The sequence below is a fragment of the Mesorhizobium sp. M2A.F.Ca.ET.043.02.1.1 genome (assembly GCF_003952405.1).
Lineage (GTDB): Bacteria > Pseudomonadota > Alphaproteobacteria > Rhizobiales > Rhizobiaceae > Mesorhizobium.
Genome location: NZ_CP034445.1, coordinates 5,748,617 through 5,766,094, shown reverse-complemented (window position 1 = coordinate 5,766,094; position 17,478 = coordinate 5,748,617). Strand labels below are relative to the sequence as shown.

The window sequence follows — 17,478 nt, the reverse complement described above, 5'->3', positions numbered from 1 at the left end:
CTATAGTTGGGGTTGTTCCATGTCGCTCGTTTACAGACCTGCTCGCGCCGATGACCTGGCCGCGACCGATGCAATGGTGGTCGCCAGCATCAATGAGCTTACCGTTCGGCACGGCTTCGGCCCGATGGCGGCGACGAGCCCGCCCAATTTCCAGTTGTTCTCACTCGAGGACGACCCCGACGGCCTGTGGGTGGCGGAAGACCATGGGGACATTGCGGGCTTCGCCTGGAGTTGGGTCTGCGGCGACATCTGGTTTCTCGCCCAGCTTTTCGTCGATCCTGGCCGACAAGGCCACGGCATCGGCAATACGCTGCTGGAGCGAACCATGCAGCACGCCCGCAAATCGGGCGCAGCCCACAGGGCGCTCATCACGTTCACCTTCAACCGTGTCTCGCAGGGCCTCTACATGCGGCACGGCCTGTTTCCCAAAACGCCGATCTACGTTTTCAGCGCCGCGCGCGAACGGGTGACCAAGGCTTTGCCTCAATCGCCATTGCGCGCCGTCGAAATGGACCGCAGCGCCGCGACAATGGAAAAACTCGTCGCAATCGATGCCAGTGCCCTGGGGGTCTCGCGAGAGAAGCACCACCGCTATCTGCGCACCGATGCCGCGACGACAGGTGTCTTGCTCCTCGCCGGCAGTGAGGCGATCGGCTACAGCTACCTTAGCGCCGGCGGGCATATCGGGCCCCTGGCGGTGACGCGGCCCGGTTTTCTTCGCGATGCCTTCGCAACGGCATTGCGGCTGGCGGCAGATCGCTCGGCCGAAAAGGTATCGGCCTTCCTGCCGGGCACATGCGAGAGCGCGCTCAGCCTTGCGGTCGATCAAGGCATGCGCATCACCTTCCCGATGCTGTTGATGGCATCGCCCGGCTATCGCGACTGGACGCAGTATCTGCCGCGAAATCCCGGCTTCATGTGATCGGCCGGGCCGCGGGGGCAGGCGGCGCAGAGGCAACCAAACACTTGTTTTCCCGTTATTTCAGCAGCTGTCGGCATCCGTCATATCGTCAGCCAATTGGCTCCCGGCCAACGACCGCGCGGAGCAGAAAGGAGGCCGCAATGGCACGGCCCATTGTTGAAATAGGCGACAGGGTGGCGGTGATCGCCACCGTGGTCGAGCGCACCAACGACCGCGTGACGCTGAGCCTCGACGGCAACGGCCACCGCTATTCGATGGTCGAGCCAAACGCCAAGGCAGGCGACAAGCTGAGGCTGGAGGGCGACGTCGTCCATGTCGACGAGGATCTCGGACGCACGACGGTGCAGGTGCTGGGGCGGGTGACCGTCGACACCGGGTCGGTCGAGATGGTGACGAGACGTTGCGACCTCGACCATATCGGCTCGAACGTGGCTGGCCACCCTCGCCCGCGCACGCAACCGACGCCGCACGGATGAAACCTTCCCGGTGAAACGGCGGCCGCTCCCTGGGCGTTTCCGTACCCGACGCTCACCGAATTGTCCTAGTTCCTTAACACAGAAATTTTGACCGGTTGGCTATGTGTGCATTGGCATGCGTTGGCGATTGGCCGAGACCTATCGCGGTCGTCATTCTCGGGCTTGACCCTGGGCTTGACCCTAGAATCCTGTGTGTTGGTTCTGGTGTATGGTTGAGGTGGGAAGGAGACCGAGTGGATCGTGGTCGTCCTTTCGGACAGGCCGTGGCATGGCCCGGTCCCTTCCCACCGGTGAACCATCAACCTGAACAGTTGCACGGGGCTGTTCGAAGCAGACCCCGCACCACAGGAAGAGGCGTGGACATGATAGCCCAGAACTATGTCGGCTGCGACATCTCCAAGCAGTGGCTCGACTTTTTTGATGAGACAAGCGGCCGTCTTCGGCGCATCGACAACCAGGCCGATGCGATCGCCGCCTATGTGGCAGGCCTTGATCCCAGTCGGGACTTCGTCGTCATGGAGGCGACAGGTGTCCATGACCGGCTGCTGCGCCATGCGCTGGCCAAGGCCGGCGTGCCGTTCTCGCGGCACAACCCGGCGCACACCCACCACTATTCGAAGTCGACGCGCCGGCGCGCCAAGACCGATCCTCTCGATGCCAGGATGCTGAGCGACTATGGCCGTCGCTATAACCCTGAGGCCGAGCCGGCGCCGAGCGAAGAAGTCGAGCGGCTTCAATCGCTTGCCGGCCACCGCGATCATTTGGTCGAGATGCGGGCAGCGCTGAAGAAGCACCTCGCCGAGGCTTTCGAGGAGGCCGTCATTGCCGATCTGGAAGAGACGATCGCCTTCCTCGACACGCGTATCAAGGCGTTCGAGAGCCAGATTGCCGAAGTCATTCGTCAAAACCAGGACACCGCTCGCGACCATGCGCTGATGGTCTCCGTGCCCGGTGTCTCCAATGTCGGCGCGCTCTCTTTGCTGGCGCTCCTGCCCGAGCTCGGCCAGCGCTCACCCAAGGCGATCGCCGCGCTCGCCGGCCTTGCCCCGTTCGACAACAAGAGCGGCAAGCTCAGCCGCAGGAGCCAGATCCAGGGCGGGCGATCACGCGTGCGTCGCGCCCTCTATATGGCTGCCCTCACCGCCATCAGAACCTGTGAGCGCTTCAAGACCTTCTATACCGCACTTGCTGCCCGCTCAGGGTCCAAGAAACTCGCCATCATCGCCGTCGCAAGGAAGCTCCTGGTCGTCCTCAACGCCATCATGCGCGACAAAACCGCATTCGCGTGAACACAGTTGCCATGCCGTGACTTGGGAGCGCCGCAGCGGTCCAGAAATTCTGCACCGTTGCACACTTCGGTCTAAGTAACGGCATGGATTCTAGGGTCTGCGCGCGTCGCTTCGCTCCTTGCTCCGCCCTAGAATGACGAGGTTCAGGAGCCTTCAGCTCATCGCCAGCGTTTGCGCTGACTACCCCAACGTTGATGGCCTTGCTCGACAAGTCTGCAATCTTTCAAAATCACTGTGTTGAGGAACTAATGCCGCTTGAAATACTGCCCTTCGCGTTCGTGCTTTCCGGCGGCTTCGCGCGACTTGAAGGTGCCGAGATTGCGGCGCTTGCCGGTCCTGGGATCGATCTTGCGCGAATAGAGCCGGTATTCGCCGGTTTTCAGTTTGCGGATCATGGAAACCTCCTGTGCGGGCCATGACTCCAACCCGCCGTGCCTGCCTCGGTTCCGATCACCATGATGCCCGCGCGCGGCCGGCGGCAAAAAACGCTTCTGTCGGTGAACCATTTCACGGACGCAAACGACCCAATGTCGGAATCGACATCGCAACGACACGATTAAGTCGAATTGTTTGTATTCAAATGACTTTCGCGACGTTATGCGGATGTTGCGAGCGTGCCGGATCTGAGGAGGGTGAGATGGTGACGGCGAAGCTTCACGGTGTTGAACTCGTCAGGGGACAGAAGTGGACAGTGCGCGTCACCGCCTACGGCACCACACTCATCTTCCCCTTCGAAGCCGAGCAATATGCGCGTTCCTACGCCGATGGCCAGGCTTTCCGCCTCGGCGTCGAGGTTGTCGAGTTGAAGGACTGCGCCTGAGAGGCCAAATCCGGTATTCGTCCGTTGGCCTGAAGGCCCATACGGCCCTATACAATGGGCTCATGTCGGCTCTCGACTCGGCAAAGCAATGGGCGCGCGCCATCAAGCGCGACGTGGTGGCGCTGTGGATTGCGGCCCGTGATTCGCGCGTGCCCTGGTTCGCGAAAGCCATCGCGGGCGCCGTCGCGGCCTATGCGCTGAGCCCGATCGATCTCATCCCGGATTTCATCCCGATCATCGGCTATCTGGACGACCTGCTGATCGTGCCTCTCGGCATCATGCTCGCGGTCAGGCTGGTGCCACCCGACCTGATGCGGGAATTCCGTGAAGAAGCCACGCGGCGCGAGAAGCCGGTCAGCAAGGCGGGTCTCGCCTTCATGATCGCGGTCTGGGTTCTGGCGGCGCTGGCGCTCACCTGGCTGTTCTGGCCGAAGCCGGCCTAAAGCGGCGTCGCGATCTTTCAGATTCGCCGATAGCGGTGCACATTCGGCTTGATTAGCGACCCCTTGTATTCGATGCCAATCAGGATCATGCTCAAGGGTGCGTGAAATTACGTGCGCTGCGGGTGGGTCAAAAGGGGTAAGGCGCTATGGAGTTTGCAGTCTGCTACGATCACAGCGGGTTCGATCTGGCGCGGTCGCTCTTCTTCGATCTCACTGCTTTCCTTGCGCTGATAACGCCATGGGCGATCGCGCGGCTGATCGAGATCACGCGCGAGGATGGCGCGGCCGGATTGCAGCTCGCGTGACGGGCTGAAAGCCCGTTCCTGGGATTGTCCTAGCCCTCGCGGCCGACCTTTCGGATCGACAGGTCGCCGAGCAGGACCGAACAGTCGATCTCCTCCTGGAAATGCGCCTGCGGATCGAGCATCAGCCAGGAAGCGTGGGTGCGAAGCTCCTTCAGCCTGGCGTTCTTTTCCGCACGCGCCAAGCGCTCCGCCTCGTCTGTCGAGGCTTGAAACGGCCTTTCGGCCTTGTGATGGTGAGGACTCCTCGACATCGCGGCCTAGAACGCGCCCGACCTGCTTTCGTTCCGCCGCATTGAAATGGCCCACGGCCATTAATTCTTCGGCGCCGGGTTTCGACGACGGACCAGCCTTGAAGCGTTCAGGGAGCGGGGTAGCCCGGCTTGCCTTGGCGGTAAAAGAGTACGGCTCTCTTACAGGCAAGCCGGGCTAAAGCGCCGACCATTGGGTTTCCTTTGGGGGGTAGCCGGCGCACGGACACAGTGTCCGTTTCCACCTGCGCCCGCAATTGTCGCTGAGGTCCTATGCGCCGGCGCAATGGTCCGAGCGGCCAGGACCGAAACGTTCATGCCTGGAATCACCCGGATCCCGGACGCACGAACGCTCAAGCCCGTGTGAGCCGGCTGCCTTTTTGGAGCGTGCTCTTGACGAAATGCTCGGCGTACCGCGCCCATTCGGCTTCCGTGACGTCGTTCTCCCGAACAGACTGCCTGAAAGCTTCCCGCAATGCGTCGAGATCAAAGATCGACAGCCGGTGATTTCTCTTATGGTTTTTTGTGCCTACGTCCATACTGCGTTGCCACGAACAGCAAGGTAACGTCCATCGTATAGGCGGCGCGTGTCCGGCCGATCAAGGCCTTGGCCCTGACTTCTTTTGGGGGCAAATGCCGTCGCGACTTCCCGCGTCTTATGCAAGGACAGAGCTGCCCGGCCCTGGGCTGGGGCATCCGACAGACGTCGTTATATATTCAGATCCGCAACGCCCGATGACAGGACCGCGCCAGACCGGACGGCGGCGGCGCGGCGCTATGCTCTGCGGGGCATACGTCTTTTGGTCTGGACCTGGGGCCGGATTGGTGGTTGTGTCGGCGCTGAAAGAAGTTCAGGTGGCAGCCGGCCCGCGTCTTCCCCGTCAACAGGAGCGACGCGGGCATTTGCCATTCGGGGTATGGGCGATCTTACCGCTTGCGAATCACAGCTGCCCCGCCGGCAACGGCCCGTCATTAACCTTCCTCCTCGGCACGGACCAAGGTCGGTGTCGCAATTGCGTCACCTCGCCTATACTGTCGCGAACGGGTGGGTGAACGGTGCCGATGTTTGGGAGGTATCTGAAACGGCTTGCACGAATCTGGAGCGGGCTCTCGCTTGCCTGGCAGTTCGTGATCGCGGGCGGCATCGGCCTTCTGGCGGTGATGCTCGTGGTCGGGCTGTGGGTGACATCTCAGATCCGTGACGGCGTCCTGCACAATTCCGCCGCCACCACCGCGCTCTATGTCGACAGCGTGATCGCGCCGCTGCTGCCCGACATGCGCAAGAGCCAGGAGCTGGACGACACCGTCAAGCGGGCGCTGGACGAGACGCTCGGCCAGGGAGCGCTTGGGAAAAGGCTGGTCTCGTTCAAGCTATGGCGGCGCGACGGCACGATTCTCTATTCGAAGGACGCCGACCTCATCGGCAGGCAGTTCAAGCCCAACGCCAATCTCGTCGCCGCTTTCGCCGGCAATGTCATGGTCAAATACAACTCCAACAGGCTCGAAGACGAGGAAGACGAGAAGGAACGGTCGATGGGGGTGCCGCTGCTCGAGATCTACAACCCGGTGCGCGAACCCTGGTCGGGCGAGGTCGTGGCCGTGTCTGAATTCTACGAATTGTCCGGCGATTTCGAGGAATCGCTGCACTCGGCCCTGTTGTGGAGCTGGCTGGTGGTGGCGGGCGCCACGGCGGCGGCGCTGGCCCTGCTCTCGGGCATCGTTTTCCGCGGCAGCCGCACCATCGTCACCCAGCAGGCGGCGCTCGAGGCCAAGGTCTCGGAATTGCAGGCGGCGCTGGCGCAGAACTCGACGCTGCGGCAGCGCGTTCAGCGCGCCTCGCGCCGCGCCGCCGCCATCAACGAGCGCTATCTGCGGCGCATAGGCGCCGACCTGCATGACGGGCCGGCGCAACTTGTGGCGCTCGCCGCGCTCAGGATGGACAGCCCGGCGCTGGTCGACCCGGCCACGTCGAGCACGCTGCGTGAAGCCGAGATCGCCGGCATCCACAAGACGCTCGGCGAAGCGATGCGCGAGATACGCGGCATCTGCAACGGGCTGGTCCTGCCGCAGATCGAAACCCAGGCCATCGCGGACATCCTACGCCTGGCGGTGGCCGAGCATGAGCGCCGCACCAGCACCAATGTGTTGCTAACCCTGCCAGAGCGCTTGCCGGAACTGGGCACCTCGGAAAAGATCAGCATCTATCGCTTCGTGCAGGAAGGCCTGAACAACGCCTTCCGGCACGGCAAGGGCAAGGGCCAGCAGGTCAGGGCCACGACGAAAGGCGGCAAGCTTCTCGTCGAGGTCGTGGACACAGGCCCCGGCTTCGACCCGGCCCGAAGCGAGGGACTTGGGCTTGCGGGCCTGAGGGAACGTATCGAAAGCATAGGCGGTCAGTTCGAGACACTGACAGGCCCCGGGGGAACAAGACTGGTGATCACCTTGTCTGTCGAGGAGCAACCGTGAGCACGTCCATCCGCATCGCAATAGTCGACGACCATCCCCTGTTTCGCGAGGGCGTTGCGCGCAGCCTCGGCGAGATAGGCGGCTTCGAACTCGTGGGCGAAGGCGCCAGCGCCGAGGACGCCGAAAGGCTGGTGCGCGCCAGCACGCCCGATATCCTTCTGCTCGACATCAGCATGCCGGGCGGCGGCCTCAGCGCGCTTGCCAGCATCCTTTCAGCGATGCCCGAGCAGAAGATCGTGATGCTGACGGTGTCGGAGACCAATGCCGACGTCGCCCAGGCGCTGAAGGCCGGCGCGCGCGGCTATGTGCTGAAAGGCGTCGGCTCCAAGGCGCTGGCCGAGATCCTGCGCGATGTCGCCAACGGCCAGAGCTATGTTTCGCCGAGCCTCTCGGCCAGGCTGCTTTCCGACCTTCTGCAGCCCACCGGCAGCAAGCCGGACCCGCTCGCCCAGCTCACCGGCCGCGAAGCCGAGATCCTGAAGCTGGTCGCGGAGGGGCTGAGCAACAAGGAAGTGGCCGCCCGGCTGTCGCTGCAGGAAAAGACGGTCAAGCATCACATGACCAGGGTGCTCGCCAAGCTCAACGTGCGCAACCGCACCGAAGCGGCGCTGCTGATGCATGAGGCGAGGGAGAGGAACTGAGGGGCTGGACGGAGAGTTGGGGAATTGAGGGGCCAATTAGGAACTGAGGAACTGAGGAATTGAAGAATTGAAGAATTGAAGAATTTGAGACGTTGGAGATCGAGGAAGCAAGGAACGGTGGCCGATCCCCTTTCTTCAGTTCTTCATTTCTTCAATTCCTCAATTCCCCTCCTCAATTCCCCAGTTCCCCTCCCCCAGCGCAAATCACCCCCGCCTCAAGGGACGGGGGTGACATGCGAGGGTATCGGATAAAGGGGGTAGCCTTTCCCGGCCCTCACAAGCTCAGCAGACGATTCAGATCCTCCTCCGTCGCCTGCCGCTCGATGATGGTGCGGCCTTGCGCGTCGGTCATCTCGAAACGGCCGTTCTGGACTTCTTCCTTCATGCCGTTGCGGTGGACGACGGTGATCTTGTTGCCGTCGATCGAGAGCGTGTCGCCGGTTGCCGCGTTGGTATAGCTGTTCTTGCCGCCGGGATTGGCATGGCCCTTGCCGCTGTTGTTGCCTGGTCCCGCATTGGGGTTGCCCCCGCCGGCATTGCTGTTGTCGGAATTGCCGCCGGCGGAGCCCGAATTGGAGCCACCTGCGGAGCCGGAGTTGGAACCGCCGCCGGAACCCGAATTGCCGCCATTGCCGTTGCCGCCGCTATTGCCGTTGCCGGCGTAGGCGGCGGACAAGAGCTTTGTCACGTTGCCCGGCGCCAGCAGGCAGGGCGCGACCACAACCGCCAGCGCGACAGCGAGGCGCAGCGAGAGGTCGGCTAGCCTTTTGCGGGCGGGTTGGCGCATTCTTTTCCTTCTTGCCGGTTCCACCTCGGTTTGCCGAAGGTCCGCTCTCGGCACGAGCACCGCGGAACCGGTCGCTTGACGGAGGCAAGGATCACATTCCTCCGACGCGACGAAAGCGGCCCACGACCCATGCTCCGGCCGATCAGACCATTTCCGCCGCCATGGGTGACCAATGTCGCAACAGCAGCAATCGCCGCAGCTTGAAAAAATTACCCCCGCACGGAGGCGGGGGTAAGGTGAGTAGCCAGATTCCATCGCAAGACGATCAGGACCGTAGAGACGAAGCAAAAGGTGGCAACCTGATTTTGCAGCGCTGACCTTCGGTCCCTTAAGATCTAATCCGGATAAAACCTCGCTCTCACAAACTGTGCTTTCACAAACTCTTCAGGCGATTGAGATCGGCCATGGTGGCCTTGCGGTCGACGATGGTGCGTCCGTATTTGTCTTCCATCCTGAACCGGCCCTTCTCGATCGTCTCCTTCATTCCGTTGCGGTGCGTGACCTGGATGCTGCCGGCGGTGGCCTCGACCTTATCGCCGGTCGCCGCGTTCACGTGGCTGTCGACATCGGCGGCGCTTGCCTGGCTGGCGCTGTTGCTCGAGCTGCTGTTGCCGTTACTGTTCCCGCTGTTCCCGCTGCTGTTGCCGCTTCCGTTTCCGCTGTTTCCGCCGCTATTGCCGTTACCGCTATTTCCGCCGCTGCTCCCGCTATTGCCGCCGCTGTTACCACCACCACTGCCGCCGCTATTACCGCCGCCGTTCCCGCCGCTGTTTCCACCACCATTGCCGCCGCCGTTTCCGCCGCCATTGCCGGCATAGGCCTTGGTCACAACGACACCATCGAGGGAGAGACTGAAAGGCGCGACAACAAGCGCCAACGCAGTCAGCGCTTGCAAGACCAGCCTGCAGCCCCTGCGCGTTAAGCGCATCCCGCTCTCCCCACGCCAGCCCTTCAGCTCGTCGGCCGAACTACCCCACCGGCAATGTCGCAGCATAAGCATCCCCAATCAGCCCATGATTAGGAAGTGGCCCACGACCCTTGTCTTGTCCACTCGGACTTATTGCTATTTTCCATAGGACCTAAGTCTTATTTCAACCACCGGATGTGGTCGGATATTGCCGCGCGCGCATCGATTTCTCCAAGCCGGGCAACGCTTTGGAGCGCGTCGCTCAGAAATGGATTCTGGTGCGCCTGACGGCTTCCGTGGAGTCAGGCCGGCGAAGGCGCGGGCCGCCGCGCTGCGACCGCCGTGCCGAAGGCGGCGGCAATGACGGCGGCGATGCCGGCGCATTGCAGAAGGTTGAGCTTCTCTGCCAGAAACAGGAAGCCGGTCAGCGCGGCGCCCGCCGGCTCCAGGCATACAAGCATGCCGTAGACCCTGGCCGGCATGCGGGCCAGCACCAGCATTTCCAGGTAGAAGGGCAGCGCGCTGGAGAACAGGCCGACCACGGCCGCGCCGGCGATGACGTGCGGATCGCTGAAATAGGGCTGCGCGGCGCCGAAGCCGAAAGGCAGCGCCAGCACCGCGGCGATCGCCATGCCATAGGCGGAAGTGCGCGCGCCGAGTTCGGCGCCGGCCTTCTGCGCGAAGATGATGTAGAGCCCCCAGCAGGCGCCGGCCGCCAGCGCCAGTGCGACGCCCAGCGGATCGAGCCCGCGGCTGATCCCGGCAAAGGGCGACAGCAGCGCGATGCCGGCTATCGCCAGCCCCACCCAGAGAAGGTCGAGCAGGCGCCTGGAGCCGAGGGTCGCGACGAACAGCGGCCCGGTGAATTCCAGCGCCACGCAGATACCCAGCGGAATGCGCTGGAGCGCGGCATAAAACAGCAGGTTCATGGCGCAGACGGTGATGCCGTAGGCGGCGAGCCAGGGCAGGGTTTTCCGCGAGGGCAGCACCTTCCATGGCCTCAGCACCGCCGCCAGCATCAGCGCGCCGATGGCAAGCCTCAGCATGGTCGTGCCTTCCGGTCCCAGCACCGGGAACAGGCCCTTGGCAAAGGCGGCGCCGATCTGCACCGACAGCATCGAGCCAAGCAGGCCGAGCACGGGCACGGCGCCCATTTGCGCCTGCGGTTTTGCAATCGGCGTCGACGTCACTTGCTCTCCGTCCCCTGCCTTGGTCGGGACCGGAGATAAGGCCTTTGCGGCAGCGCCGTCGTGAGGCAGCGGGCAGCGGATGATGGGACAAGGCGGCCTCTTCCTCGGGCGGCAGGCCCGCTGCACCGCACAATAACTTGAAATTCAAGATGTTTCCGCGGACTCTTCTGTAGAATTTGGCGCCGCGATCGAGCCTTTCTTCCAATATCGCCATCATACTCGCTGCGGTTGCAAGGATAACTCTCCGACATCCATCGCGATTGATACTTTCTGCAGATCAGACCAATTGCCCATGAATTCATAGGACCATTGGATCAACCGTATGGATATCTCGTTGCACAACTATTTTCGGCCCACAATGGGATCACATCTTATTTCAGGATCGTAAGCATTTTGTGTTGCACCGCAACATCCGCCGCTACAATCGTGGAGCGGGGGCATGCCTGTTGGAGGATGCCAATATTGTGACTCGGATGGGCATTCTGCCGGCCGGCAGGGATTGCGCCCCGGGCTCGGACGGCAAGCGGTCGGCCCGCAGCGGCGAAATTTGCTCGCCCTCTGGCACATGGCGTGACCGGCCTGACGGATGCCGCTGATGGCGAACGCGCGCGACATCCAACTCGACGCATTGCGGGCCATTGCGGTGATGCTGGTGCTCTACTCGCATTTCCTCGCTCCAGGCGGCTCGTCCTTCGTCGGCCATCTCGGGGTCAGGCTGTTCTTCGTGCTTTCCGGCTTCTTGATCACGCGGCTGTTGCTGGACGCGCGTGACACCAGCGCATTCGCCTCCGGGCCGGCGCTGCGTTCCTTCTATGCCAGGCGCATGCTCAGGATATTCCCGCCTTACTTCGCGGTCCTGGCGCTCGCATGGTTCGCCTCGGAACAATCCAGGCCCTCGCTCGCCTGGCATGCGCTCTACCTCTCGAATTTCTGGTACGCGCGGCAGAACGACTGGACGCCCTGGCTGCTCTGCCATTTCTGGAGCCTCAGCATCGAGGAGCAATTCTACCTCGCCTGGCCGCTGATCGTGCTTCTGGCGCCGCGCCGGCGCATCGAGGCGATCGCCATCGGCGTCATCGCGTTCTCGCTCGCCTACCGGTTCTACTGGCCGCTCGCCGCCAACCCGGCGCTGGCCCGCGACCTGCTGCCGCCGGCCTCGATGGACGCGCTTGGCTGCGGCGCCCTGCTTGCCGTCCGCCGCGCCAGGGGCGCGGATGCGCCGCAATGGATGCGGCTCTGCTGGCCGGCCCTGGCGGTGGCGTTCCTGTTCGTGGTCCAGTCCGATCCCGGGCCGGCGGATTCGGCCTGGGAATGGCCGCGCTGGACGCTGGTGCAGGTGCTGCCGCTGGTGCCGATGCTGGCAATCGTCGACGCATGCTCGAACGGCCTGCGCGGCACAATGGGCAGGGTGGCCGAACTCCCCCCGCTGCTATGGCTCGGCCGCATCAGCTACGGCGTATACCTCTATCATTCGATCCTTCTGGCCTGTGCCGTCAGGGCGCAGCCATGGATCCCGGTCAACGTCTCGGAACAGGGGCCGGGGCGGTTCCTCGTCGCGGGCACCGCCACGCTGGTCGTCGCCTCGCTCTCCTGGGTGTTCTTCGAGAAGCCGCTCAACGGCCTCAAGCGCTATTTCCCCTATGTCGCGCCCGCTCATCCGCGCGGCGCGAGCGAGGCCCTCCGGTTCGGCGCCGCCCCGGCGCTCGATCTGCGGCCGACGGACCGGAGCCGACCATGACCGCGGCACCTCTCATTTCCGTGCTGTTGCCGGTCTACAATGCCGAGCCCTATGTGGCCGCCGCCATGCAGTCGATCCTGCGGCAGGACTACGGCCGGCTCGAAATCATCGCCATCGACGACGGATCGACCGACAGGTCGCTGGAGATCCTCGAACGCTGCCGCCGGGACGACGGCCGCGTATCGATCATCTCGCGCGAAAACCGTGGCCTCGTCGCCAGCCTCAACGAAGGGCTGGCGGTCGCGCGGGGCGAGCTGGTCGCGCGCATGGACGCCGACGACTTCGCCTATCCCTGGCGGCTGTCGCGCCAGGCGGCGCTGTTTGCCGCGCGGCCGGAGCTCGGCTTCTGCGGCGCGCTGGTGGACACGCTGCTGCACGGCCGCGTCCTTAAGGGGCGGCTCGACCCGGTGTTCCGTCTCGACCTCACCGTGCTGTCGAAATTCTTCACCATCTTCCTGCACCCGACGGTGGTCTACAACCGCAAGGTCATCTCCGAGGCCGACCTTCACTACGACGGCAACTACCGGCACGCCGAGGATTTCGACCTCTTCCGGCGGCTGGCCGACCGCTATCCGGCGGCGCTGATGCCGGAAAGCCTTCTGGTCTACCGCGTCCATCCCGGCAGCGTGACCAGCCGGCACAGCAAGGAGATGCGGCGCACGCATCTCAAGATTGTCGGCGAGAATCTCGAGCGCCTGGGTTTGGCGCAGGGCTGCGAGGACCTGCGCGCTATCGGCGATCGCGTCTGCCTCGACACCGTGCGCCGGGCGGCCGCCTTTATCCGGGCGCTTGAAGAGCGGATCGCGGCATTGCCCGACCCGACGCGGCCGAGCTTGGAAGCCGGCGCGCTGAACCTGTTCTATTTCCTCTACCAGCTCGTCAATGACGAGGAGCGGCCGGCGCTGACACATGAATTGCTGACGCTGACCGGGAAATGGAACGCGATCCGCCGCCGGGAGAAATACGCGCTCGGCCCCGGCGCCTGGGCGCCCTGGCTGAGCCAGGCCTCGATGTGGGCGGGCAAGCGCGCCGACGGGCTTGCCTACCGCCTCAAATCCGCGCCGGCAGCGTCAGTGCTCGCGCCCTACAGGATGGCCGCGCCATGAACGCCGAGCGCCATCCGCTGCTGCGGCACCTGCGCCCCGCCCTGCCCCCTCCTCCGTGGCCCAGGCAGCGGCCACAGGTCTCCTTCATCGTGTGCACGCGCGACCGCCTGGCTGTGCTCGAAGCCTGCATCGAATCGATCCGCGCCGCTTGCCGGGCGCACCCGGCCTACACAGCCGAACTGGTGGTGGTCGACAACGGCTCGCGCGACGGCACGGCCAGTTATCTTTCGGCGACCGCCGCTAGCTCTGACATCGCCCTGACCGCAATCTCGGAGCCTCGCCCCGGACTGGCGGCGGCGCGCAATGCGGGGCTGGCGCGGGCGCGCGGGCGGGTGCTGGTGTTCGTCGACGACGACTGCAGGCTCGACCGCAGCTATCTCATCGACCTCGAGCGGCATTATGCGAGCGGCGAGAAATGGCTGATCCGCGGCGGCCGCGTCGAGACCGGCGACGCGCTGGACCTGCCCTTCACCATCAAGCGCTGCGACGAGCGCGAGCGGCTGACGCCGGCGGTCCACCCGGGCGGCTTCGTGCTCGGCTGCAACATGACCATGCACCGCGACGTCGCCGCCCGCATCGGCCCCTTCGACGAACGCTTTGGCGCCGGCGGGGCGCTGCGCTCGGCCGAGGACACGGATTATCTGGTGCGGGCGATGCTCGCCGGCATGGCGGTTGAATATGTGCCCGACATGACGATCTTCCACCATCACGGACGGCGCGACCGCATGGCGATCGACCGGCTGCACCGCGACTATAATTTCGGCAACGGCGCGCTGTTGCTGAAGCATTTTCGCCGCGCGCCCTGGCTGCTGCGCCATTTCTACTGGGCGGCCCGGGCCGCCATGCGCGAGCTCGTCGGCGGGCCGCGCTTCGACCAGGAGCTCAAACTGTCGCATTGGCCGATCGTTCTGATGAACCTCGCGGGCGCGGCGAAGTTCATCGCTCTCGTGCTTGTCAAGCGGCCGGCTCGAAAGCCTCAGTCGGGCAATGAGACCATCGAGGCCAGGGCGGAGGCCGGCGCGCGATGAGCGGGCGCCCGCCCCTGTCGATGCTGCGCCGGGCGCTCGGCAGCCGGCAGCTTGGCCTGCTGCCCGCCGTCGTCGCGCTCGGGCTTGCAAGCGCGGCGCTCGAAGGCTTCGGCATCGGGCTGATCATCCCGCTGCTCGGCATCATCATGGGGCATGGCGACACAGCCGGCATGGCGGGCTTCTCGGCCCTCCTGCAGAAGGTCGGCGCCGGGCTCGGCGAGCGCGAGCGGCTGATTGCCATCGCGGCCGCGATCCTTGGCTCGATCCTCTTGAAGAACCTGCTCGGCTTCGCCAATTCGGTGCTAACCGCACATATCTACGGCAAGGCCAGCCAGGCGATCCGCGGCGCGCTCGCCGAGCGGCTGCTCAATGTCGGCTATCCGTTCTTCCTGAAGGAGAGCCCCGGGCGGCTGCTCAACATCATCTCCAGCGAATCCTGGCGGGCCTCGGACGCCATTCAGGCGATGCTGGGCTCGATCGTCAGCGCCTCGGCGTCGCTCATCCTGCTCGTCTTCCTGCTGCTGCTCTCCTGGCGGATGACGCTGCTGGTGATGCTCGGGCTGGCGCTGGTCCAGCTTGCGCATATGGCGCTGTCGGCGCATCTGAGAAAGCCAAGCCGAAGCGTTGCCTCGCGCAACAGCGCCTTGGCCTCACGGATGCTGCACCTGGTCCATGCCGGCCGGCTGATCCGCATCTTCGGCCAGGAGGCGCGCGAGAAGGCGGCGTTCGAGGCGGCGTCGGACGGCGTGCGCCGGGCGGCCTTCCAGCTTTCCAACCGCCAGGGCGCGCTGGCGCCGCTGACCGAAGTGCTGCACGCCATGTTGTTCCTGGCGGTGGTGATCGGGGCCTGGCTCGCGGGCCTGAGCTTCCCGATGGTCGCCGCCTTCCTCATCCTGCTCTATCGGCTGCAGCCGCATGTCAGGGCCCTGCAGATGACATGGAGCCAATTACAGGGGCTTTCCGGCTCGCTGGAGGAAGTGACCTGGCTGCTCGATCCCGAGGGCAAGCCGGCCGCGCCGCAAGGCCGCCGGCCGTTCGCGTCTTTAAGCGAAAAAATCGCCTTCGAGGGCGTGAGCTTCAGCTATGCCAACGAGGAGCAGCGCGCGGCGGTGCTGCACGCGGCGAGCTTCGACATAAGAAGCGGCCGCTCGACGGCGCTGATCGGCCGCTCCGGCGCCGGCAAGACGACCATCGTCAACCTGCTCTGCCGCTTCGTCGAGCCGGACGGCGGCCGCATACTCGTCGACGGCGCGCCGCTGGGCGACATCGACCCGGTCGCATGGCGGGCGCACATCGCCCTCGCGAGCCAGGAGCTGGAACTGGTGGACGGCACGATCCTCGAGAACATCACCTACGGCAAGGACACGGCGAGCGCGGAAAAAGCGCGGCGCGCGGCCGAGCTTGCTGAGGCGCATGAATTCATCGAACGCCTGCCGCAGGGTTACCAGACGGTCGTCGGCTATCGCGGGGTCAACCTGTCGGCCGGACAGAGGCAGCGCATCGCGCTCGCCCGCGCGCTGGTGCGCGATCCCGACATCCTGATCCTCGACGAGGCCACCAACGCCGTCGACGGGCTGTCGGAAGCGGCGATCGTGGAAACACTGAAGTCGCGCGCCGGACGCCGCACGACGATCGTCATCAGCCACCACCACTCGACGATCTCATTCTGCGACGACCTGGTGATCCTGGAGCATGGACGGGTGCGGAAGCAGGCGCCGTTCGCCGAGTTGGCGGCGCGCAGCATGGATGAGTTGTACCAGCCGGAGTGAGGAGCGCGAAGGATCGAGGCGCTTCGGAACCTTGGTTCCTCGCCCCCACGAAGGTGGGGGAGAGGTGGCGCGGCGAAGCCGCGACGGAGAGGGGGAAACGCGCCGGCCTGGAAAGCAGTCGGAGGGAACCCGCCAGCGTCGCAGGCCCCCTCTCCGCCCCGCTGCGCGGGGCACCTCTCCCCCGCCTTGGCGGGGGCGAGGAAATGCGTCGGCGTCACCCCGCCATGGCCAGCGGCGCGGCGCTCTTGTTGGGGATCTGGATGTCGATCTCCAGCGTCGACATGGTGGCGCCGCGGTCCATCGAGACCTGGAGATAGTCCTGGTCGATCTGCACATGCTTGGCGATGACCGCCATGATCTCCTCGCGCAGGATGGAGACGAGGTCCGGCTGGCCGCGGCTCTGGCGCTCATAGGCGAGCAGCAGCTGCAGCCGCTCGCGCGCCACCGGCGCGCTGGTGCGCCGCTTGAAGAGGTCGAGGATGCTCATGCGGCCCTCCTTCCGAGCAGCCGGTCGAGGAAGCCCTTGCGTTCGAAGGGGACGACCACCGGCAGGTCCTCGCCTTCAAGGCGCCTTGCCGCTTCGAGGTAAGCCTTTGCGGCCCCATTGAGCGGTTCCGAGAGCGTGACGGGCGAGCCTAGATTGGAGGCCCGCAGCACATCCTGGCTTTCCGGGATGATGCCGAGCAGCGGCGTGGAGAGTATCTCCAGCACGTCGTCGATCGACAGCATCTCGCCGCGCGCGGCGCGCGCCGCGTCGTAGCGCGTGACCAGCACGTGTTTCTGCACCAGCTCGCCCTGCTCGGCCTTCATGGTGCGGGCGTCGAGCAGGCCGATGATGCGGTCGGAGTCGCGCACCGACGACACTTCCGGGTTGGTGACGATGACGGCCTCGTCGGCGAAGCGCATGGCAAGCTGGGCGCCGCGCTCGATGCCGGCCGGGCTGTCGCAGAAGACATAGTCGAACACCGATCGCAGCCTGGCTATGACTTCGGCCACGCCCTCTTCGGTCAGCGCGTCCTTGTCGCGCGTCTGCGAGGCCGGCAGCAGATAGAGCGTCTCCAGCCGCTTGTCGCGGATCAGCGCCTGCGACAGCTTCGCGGTGCCCTGGATGACGTTGACGAGGTCGAACACCACGCGGCGCTCGGCGCCCATGATGAGGTCGAGGTTGCGCAGGCCGACGTCGAAATCGACCAGCGCCACCTTCTTGCCGGTCTTGGCCACGGCGGCGCCGAGCGCGGCCGTCGAGGTCGTCTTGCCGACGCCCCCCTTGCCCGATGTGACCACGACTACCTTGCCCATTTATACAGCCTCCGTTGGCGATTTTTATTCATGACCGTGCCGGG

19 protein-coding genes are annotated in these 17,478 nt (G+C 64.7%); 12 read left to right on the top strand and 7 right to left on the bottom strand.

The annotated features are described in order from the left end of the window. Positions 1–19 precede the first annotated feature (19 nt). The 3 genes from EJ068_RS27460 to EJ068_RS27450 all read left to right on the top strand — a co-directional run bounded on the left by EJ068_RS27460 (position 20) and on the right by EJ068_RS27450 (position 2,687). Complete coding sequence (locus tag EJ068_RS27460) at positions 20–922, top strand: GNAT family N-acetyltransferase (RefSeq protein ID WP_126078092.1); 903 nt, start codon at positions 20–22, stop codon at positions 920–922. A gap of 140 nt (positions 923–1,062) precedes the next feature. Further along, the gene (locus tag EJ068_RS27455; RefSeq protein ID WP_126078093.1) at positions 1,063–1,398 is read left to right on the top strand and encodes a hypothetical protein; all 336 of its coding nucleotides are present in this window, start codon (positions 1,063–1,065) and stop codon (positions 1,396–1,398) included. A 362-nt stretch (positions 1,399–1,760) separates the two neighbouring features. After that, positions 1,761–2,687, top strand: a complete 927-nt coding sequence (locus EJ068_RS27450) for an IS110 family transposase (RefSeq protein WP_129554534.1) — start codon at positions 1,761–1,763, stop codon at positions 2,685–2,687. Positions 2,688–2,932: 245 nt separating this feature from the next. Here the strand turns inward: EJ068_RS27450 and EJ068_RS27445 are convergent, their stop codons facing one another. Beyond that, positions 2,933–3,082: a hypothetical protein gene (locus EJ068_RS27445; RefSeq protein WP_127253757.1), complete on the bottom strand. Its 150-nt coding sequence runs from the start codon at positions 3,080–3,082 to the stop codon at positions 2,933–2,935. Between the two features lie 242 nt (positions 3,083–3,324). On the opposite strand from EJ068_RS27445, the gene EJ068_RS27440 reads away from it, so the two are divergent. The 3 genes from EJ068_RS27440 (at position 3,325) to EJ068_RS32815 (ending at position 4,255) form a co-directional block, all read left to right on the top strand. After that, a complete protein-coding gene (locus EJ068_RS27440) occupies positions 3,325–3,507 on the top strand; it encodes a hypothetical protein (protein WP_036258067.1) in 183 nt (60 codons plus the stop codon). Between the two features lie 62 nt (positions 3,508–3,569). After that, entirely contained in the window at positions 3,570–3,950 is a 381-nt protein-coding gene (locus EJ068_RS27435) for a YkvA family protein (protein WP_127253756.1), read from the top strand. Between the two features lie 146 nt (positions 3,951–4,096). After that, complete coding sequence (locus EJ068_RS32815) at positions 4,097–4,255, top strand: hypothetical protein (RefSeq protein ID WP_189342161.1); 159 nt, start codon at positions 4,097–4,099, stop codon at positions 4,253–4,255. 29 nt (positions 4,256–4,284) lie between these two features. Here EJ068_RS32815 and EJ068_RS27430 read toward each other — a convergent pair whose 3' ends face one another. Then, on the bottom strand, positions 4,285–4,437 hold the full coding sequence (locus EJ068_RS27430; protein ID WP_189342160.1) for a hypothetical protein: 153 nt from the start codon (positions 4,435–4,437) through the stop codon (positions 4,285–4,287). Between the two features lie 1,128 nt (positions 4,438–5,565). Here EJ068_RS27430 and EJ068_RS27425 point away from each other — a divergent pair. Both EJ068_RS27425 and EJ068_RS27420 read left to right on the top strand, forming a co-directional pair. Continuing rightward, a complete protein-coding gene (locus tag EJ068_RS27425) occupies positions 5,566–6,969 on the top strand; it encodes a sensor histidine kinase (RefSeq protein WP_126078096.1) in 1,404 nt (467 codons plus the stop codon). Next, positions 6,966–7,610 (top strand): response regulator transcription factor, encoded by a 645-nt coding sequence (locus tag EJ068_RS27420; protein ID WP_127253604.1) that lies wholly within the window; start codon positions 6,966–6,968, stop codon positions 7,608–7,610. Before EJ068_RS27425 ends, EJ068_RS27420 begins: the two co-directional genes overlap by 4 nt. A 274-nt stretch (positions 7,611–7,884) precedes the next feature. On the opposite strand, the gene EJ068_RS27415 is transcribed toward EJ068_RS27420, so the two are convergent. From EJ068_RS27415 to EJ068_RS27405, 3 genes are all read right to left on the bottom strand, one after another. Then, positions 7,885–8,397 (bottom strand): hypothetical protein, encoded by a 513-nt coding sequence (locus EJ068_RS27415; protein ID WP_127253605.1) that lies wholly within the window; start codon positions 8,395–8,397, stop codon positions 7,885–7,887. 373 nt (positions 8,398–8,770) lie between these two features. Then, positions 8,771–9,292 (bottom strand): hypothetical protein, encoded by a 522-nt coding sequence (locus EJ068_RS27410; protein ID WP_348527723.1) that lies wholly within the window; start codon positions 9,290–9,292, stop codon positions 8,771–8,773. A 314-nt stretch (positions 9,293–9,606) separates the two neighbouring features. Then, a complete protein-coding gene (locus tag EJ068_RS27405; protein WP_127253607.1) occupies positions 9,607–10,494 on the bottom strand; it encodes a DMT family transporter in 888 nt (295 codons plus the stop codon). A 595-nt stretch (positions 10,495–11,089) separates the two neighbouring features. Here EJ068_RS27405 and EJ068_RS27400 point away from each other — a divergent pair. Genes EJ068_RS27400 through EJ068_RS27385 form a run of 4 tightly spaced genes read left to right on the top strand, consistent with a single transcriptional unit; the run spans position 11,090 to position 16,135 of the window. After that, on the top strand, positions 11,090–12,232 hold the full coding sequence (locus tag EJ068_RS27400) for an acyltransferase (protein ID WP_127253608.1): 1,143 nt from the start codon (positions 11,090–11,092) through the stop codon (positions 12,230–12,232). Then, positions 12,229–13,338: a glycosyltransferase family A protein gene (locus EJ068_RS27395; RefSeq protein WP_127386331.1), complete on the top strand. Its 1,110-nt coding sequence runs from the start codon at positions 12,229–12,231 to the stop codon at positions 13,336–13,338. The genes EJ068_RS27400 and EJ068_RS27395 overlap by 4 nt, the downstream gene beginning before the upstream one ends. Then, the gene (locus EJ068_RS27390; RefSeq protein ID WP_127253265.1) at positions 13,335–14,366 is read left to right on the top strand and encodes a glycosyltransferase; all 1,032 of its coding nucleotides are present in this window, start codon (positions 13,335–13,337) and stop codon (positions 14,364–14,366) included. Before EJ068_RS27395 ends, EJ068_RS27390 begins: the two co-directional genes overlap by 4 nt. Next, positions 14,363–16,135: an ABC transporter ATP-binding protein gene (locus tag EJ068_RS27385; protein ID WP_127253267.1), complete on the top strand. Its 1,773-nt coding sequence runs from the start codon at positions 14,363–14,365 to the stop codon at positions 16,133–16,135. Before EJ068_RS27390 ends, EJ068_RS27385 begins: the two co-directional genes overlap by 4 nt. Positions 16,136–16,349: 214 nt before the next feature. On the opposite strand, the gene minE is transcribed toward EJ068_RS27385, so the two are convergent. Together minE and minD are read right to left on the bottom strand one after the other, a co-directional pair. Then, the gene (gene minE, locus EJ068_RS27380; RefSeq protein ID WP_042638296.1) at positions 16,350–16,622 is read right to left on the bottom strand and encodes a cell division topological specificity factor MinE; all 273 of its coding nucleotides are present in this window, start codon (positions 16,620–16,622) and stop codon (positions 16,350–16,352) included. Beyond that, complete coding sequence (gene minD, locus EJ068_RS27375) at positions 16,619–17,434, bottom strand: septum site-determining protein MinD (protein ID WP_126061655.1); 816 nt, start codon at positions 17,432–17,434, stop codon at positions 16,619–16,621. Before minD ends, minE begins: the two co-directional genes overlap by 4 nt. Positions 17,435–17,478: the final 44 nt, after the last annotated feature.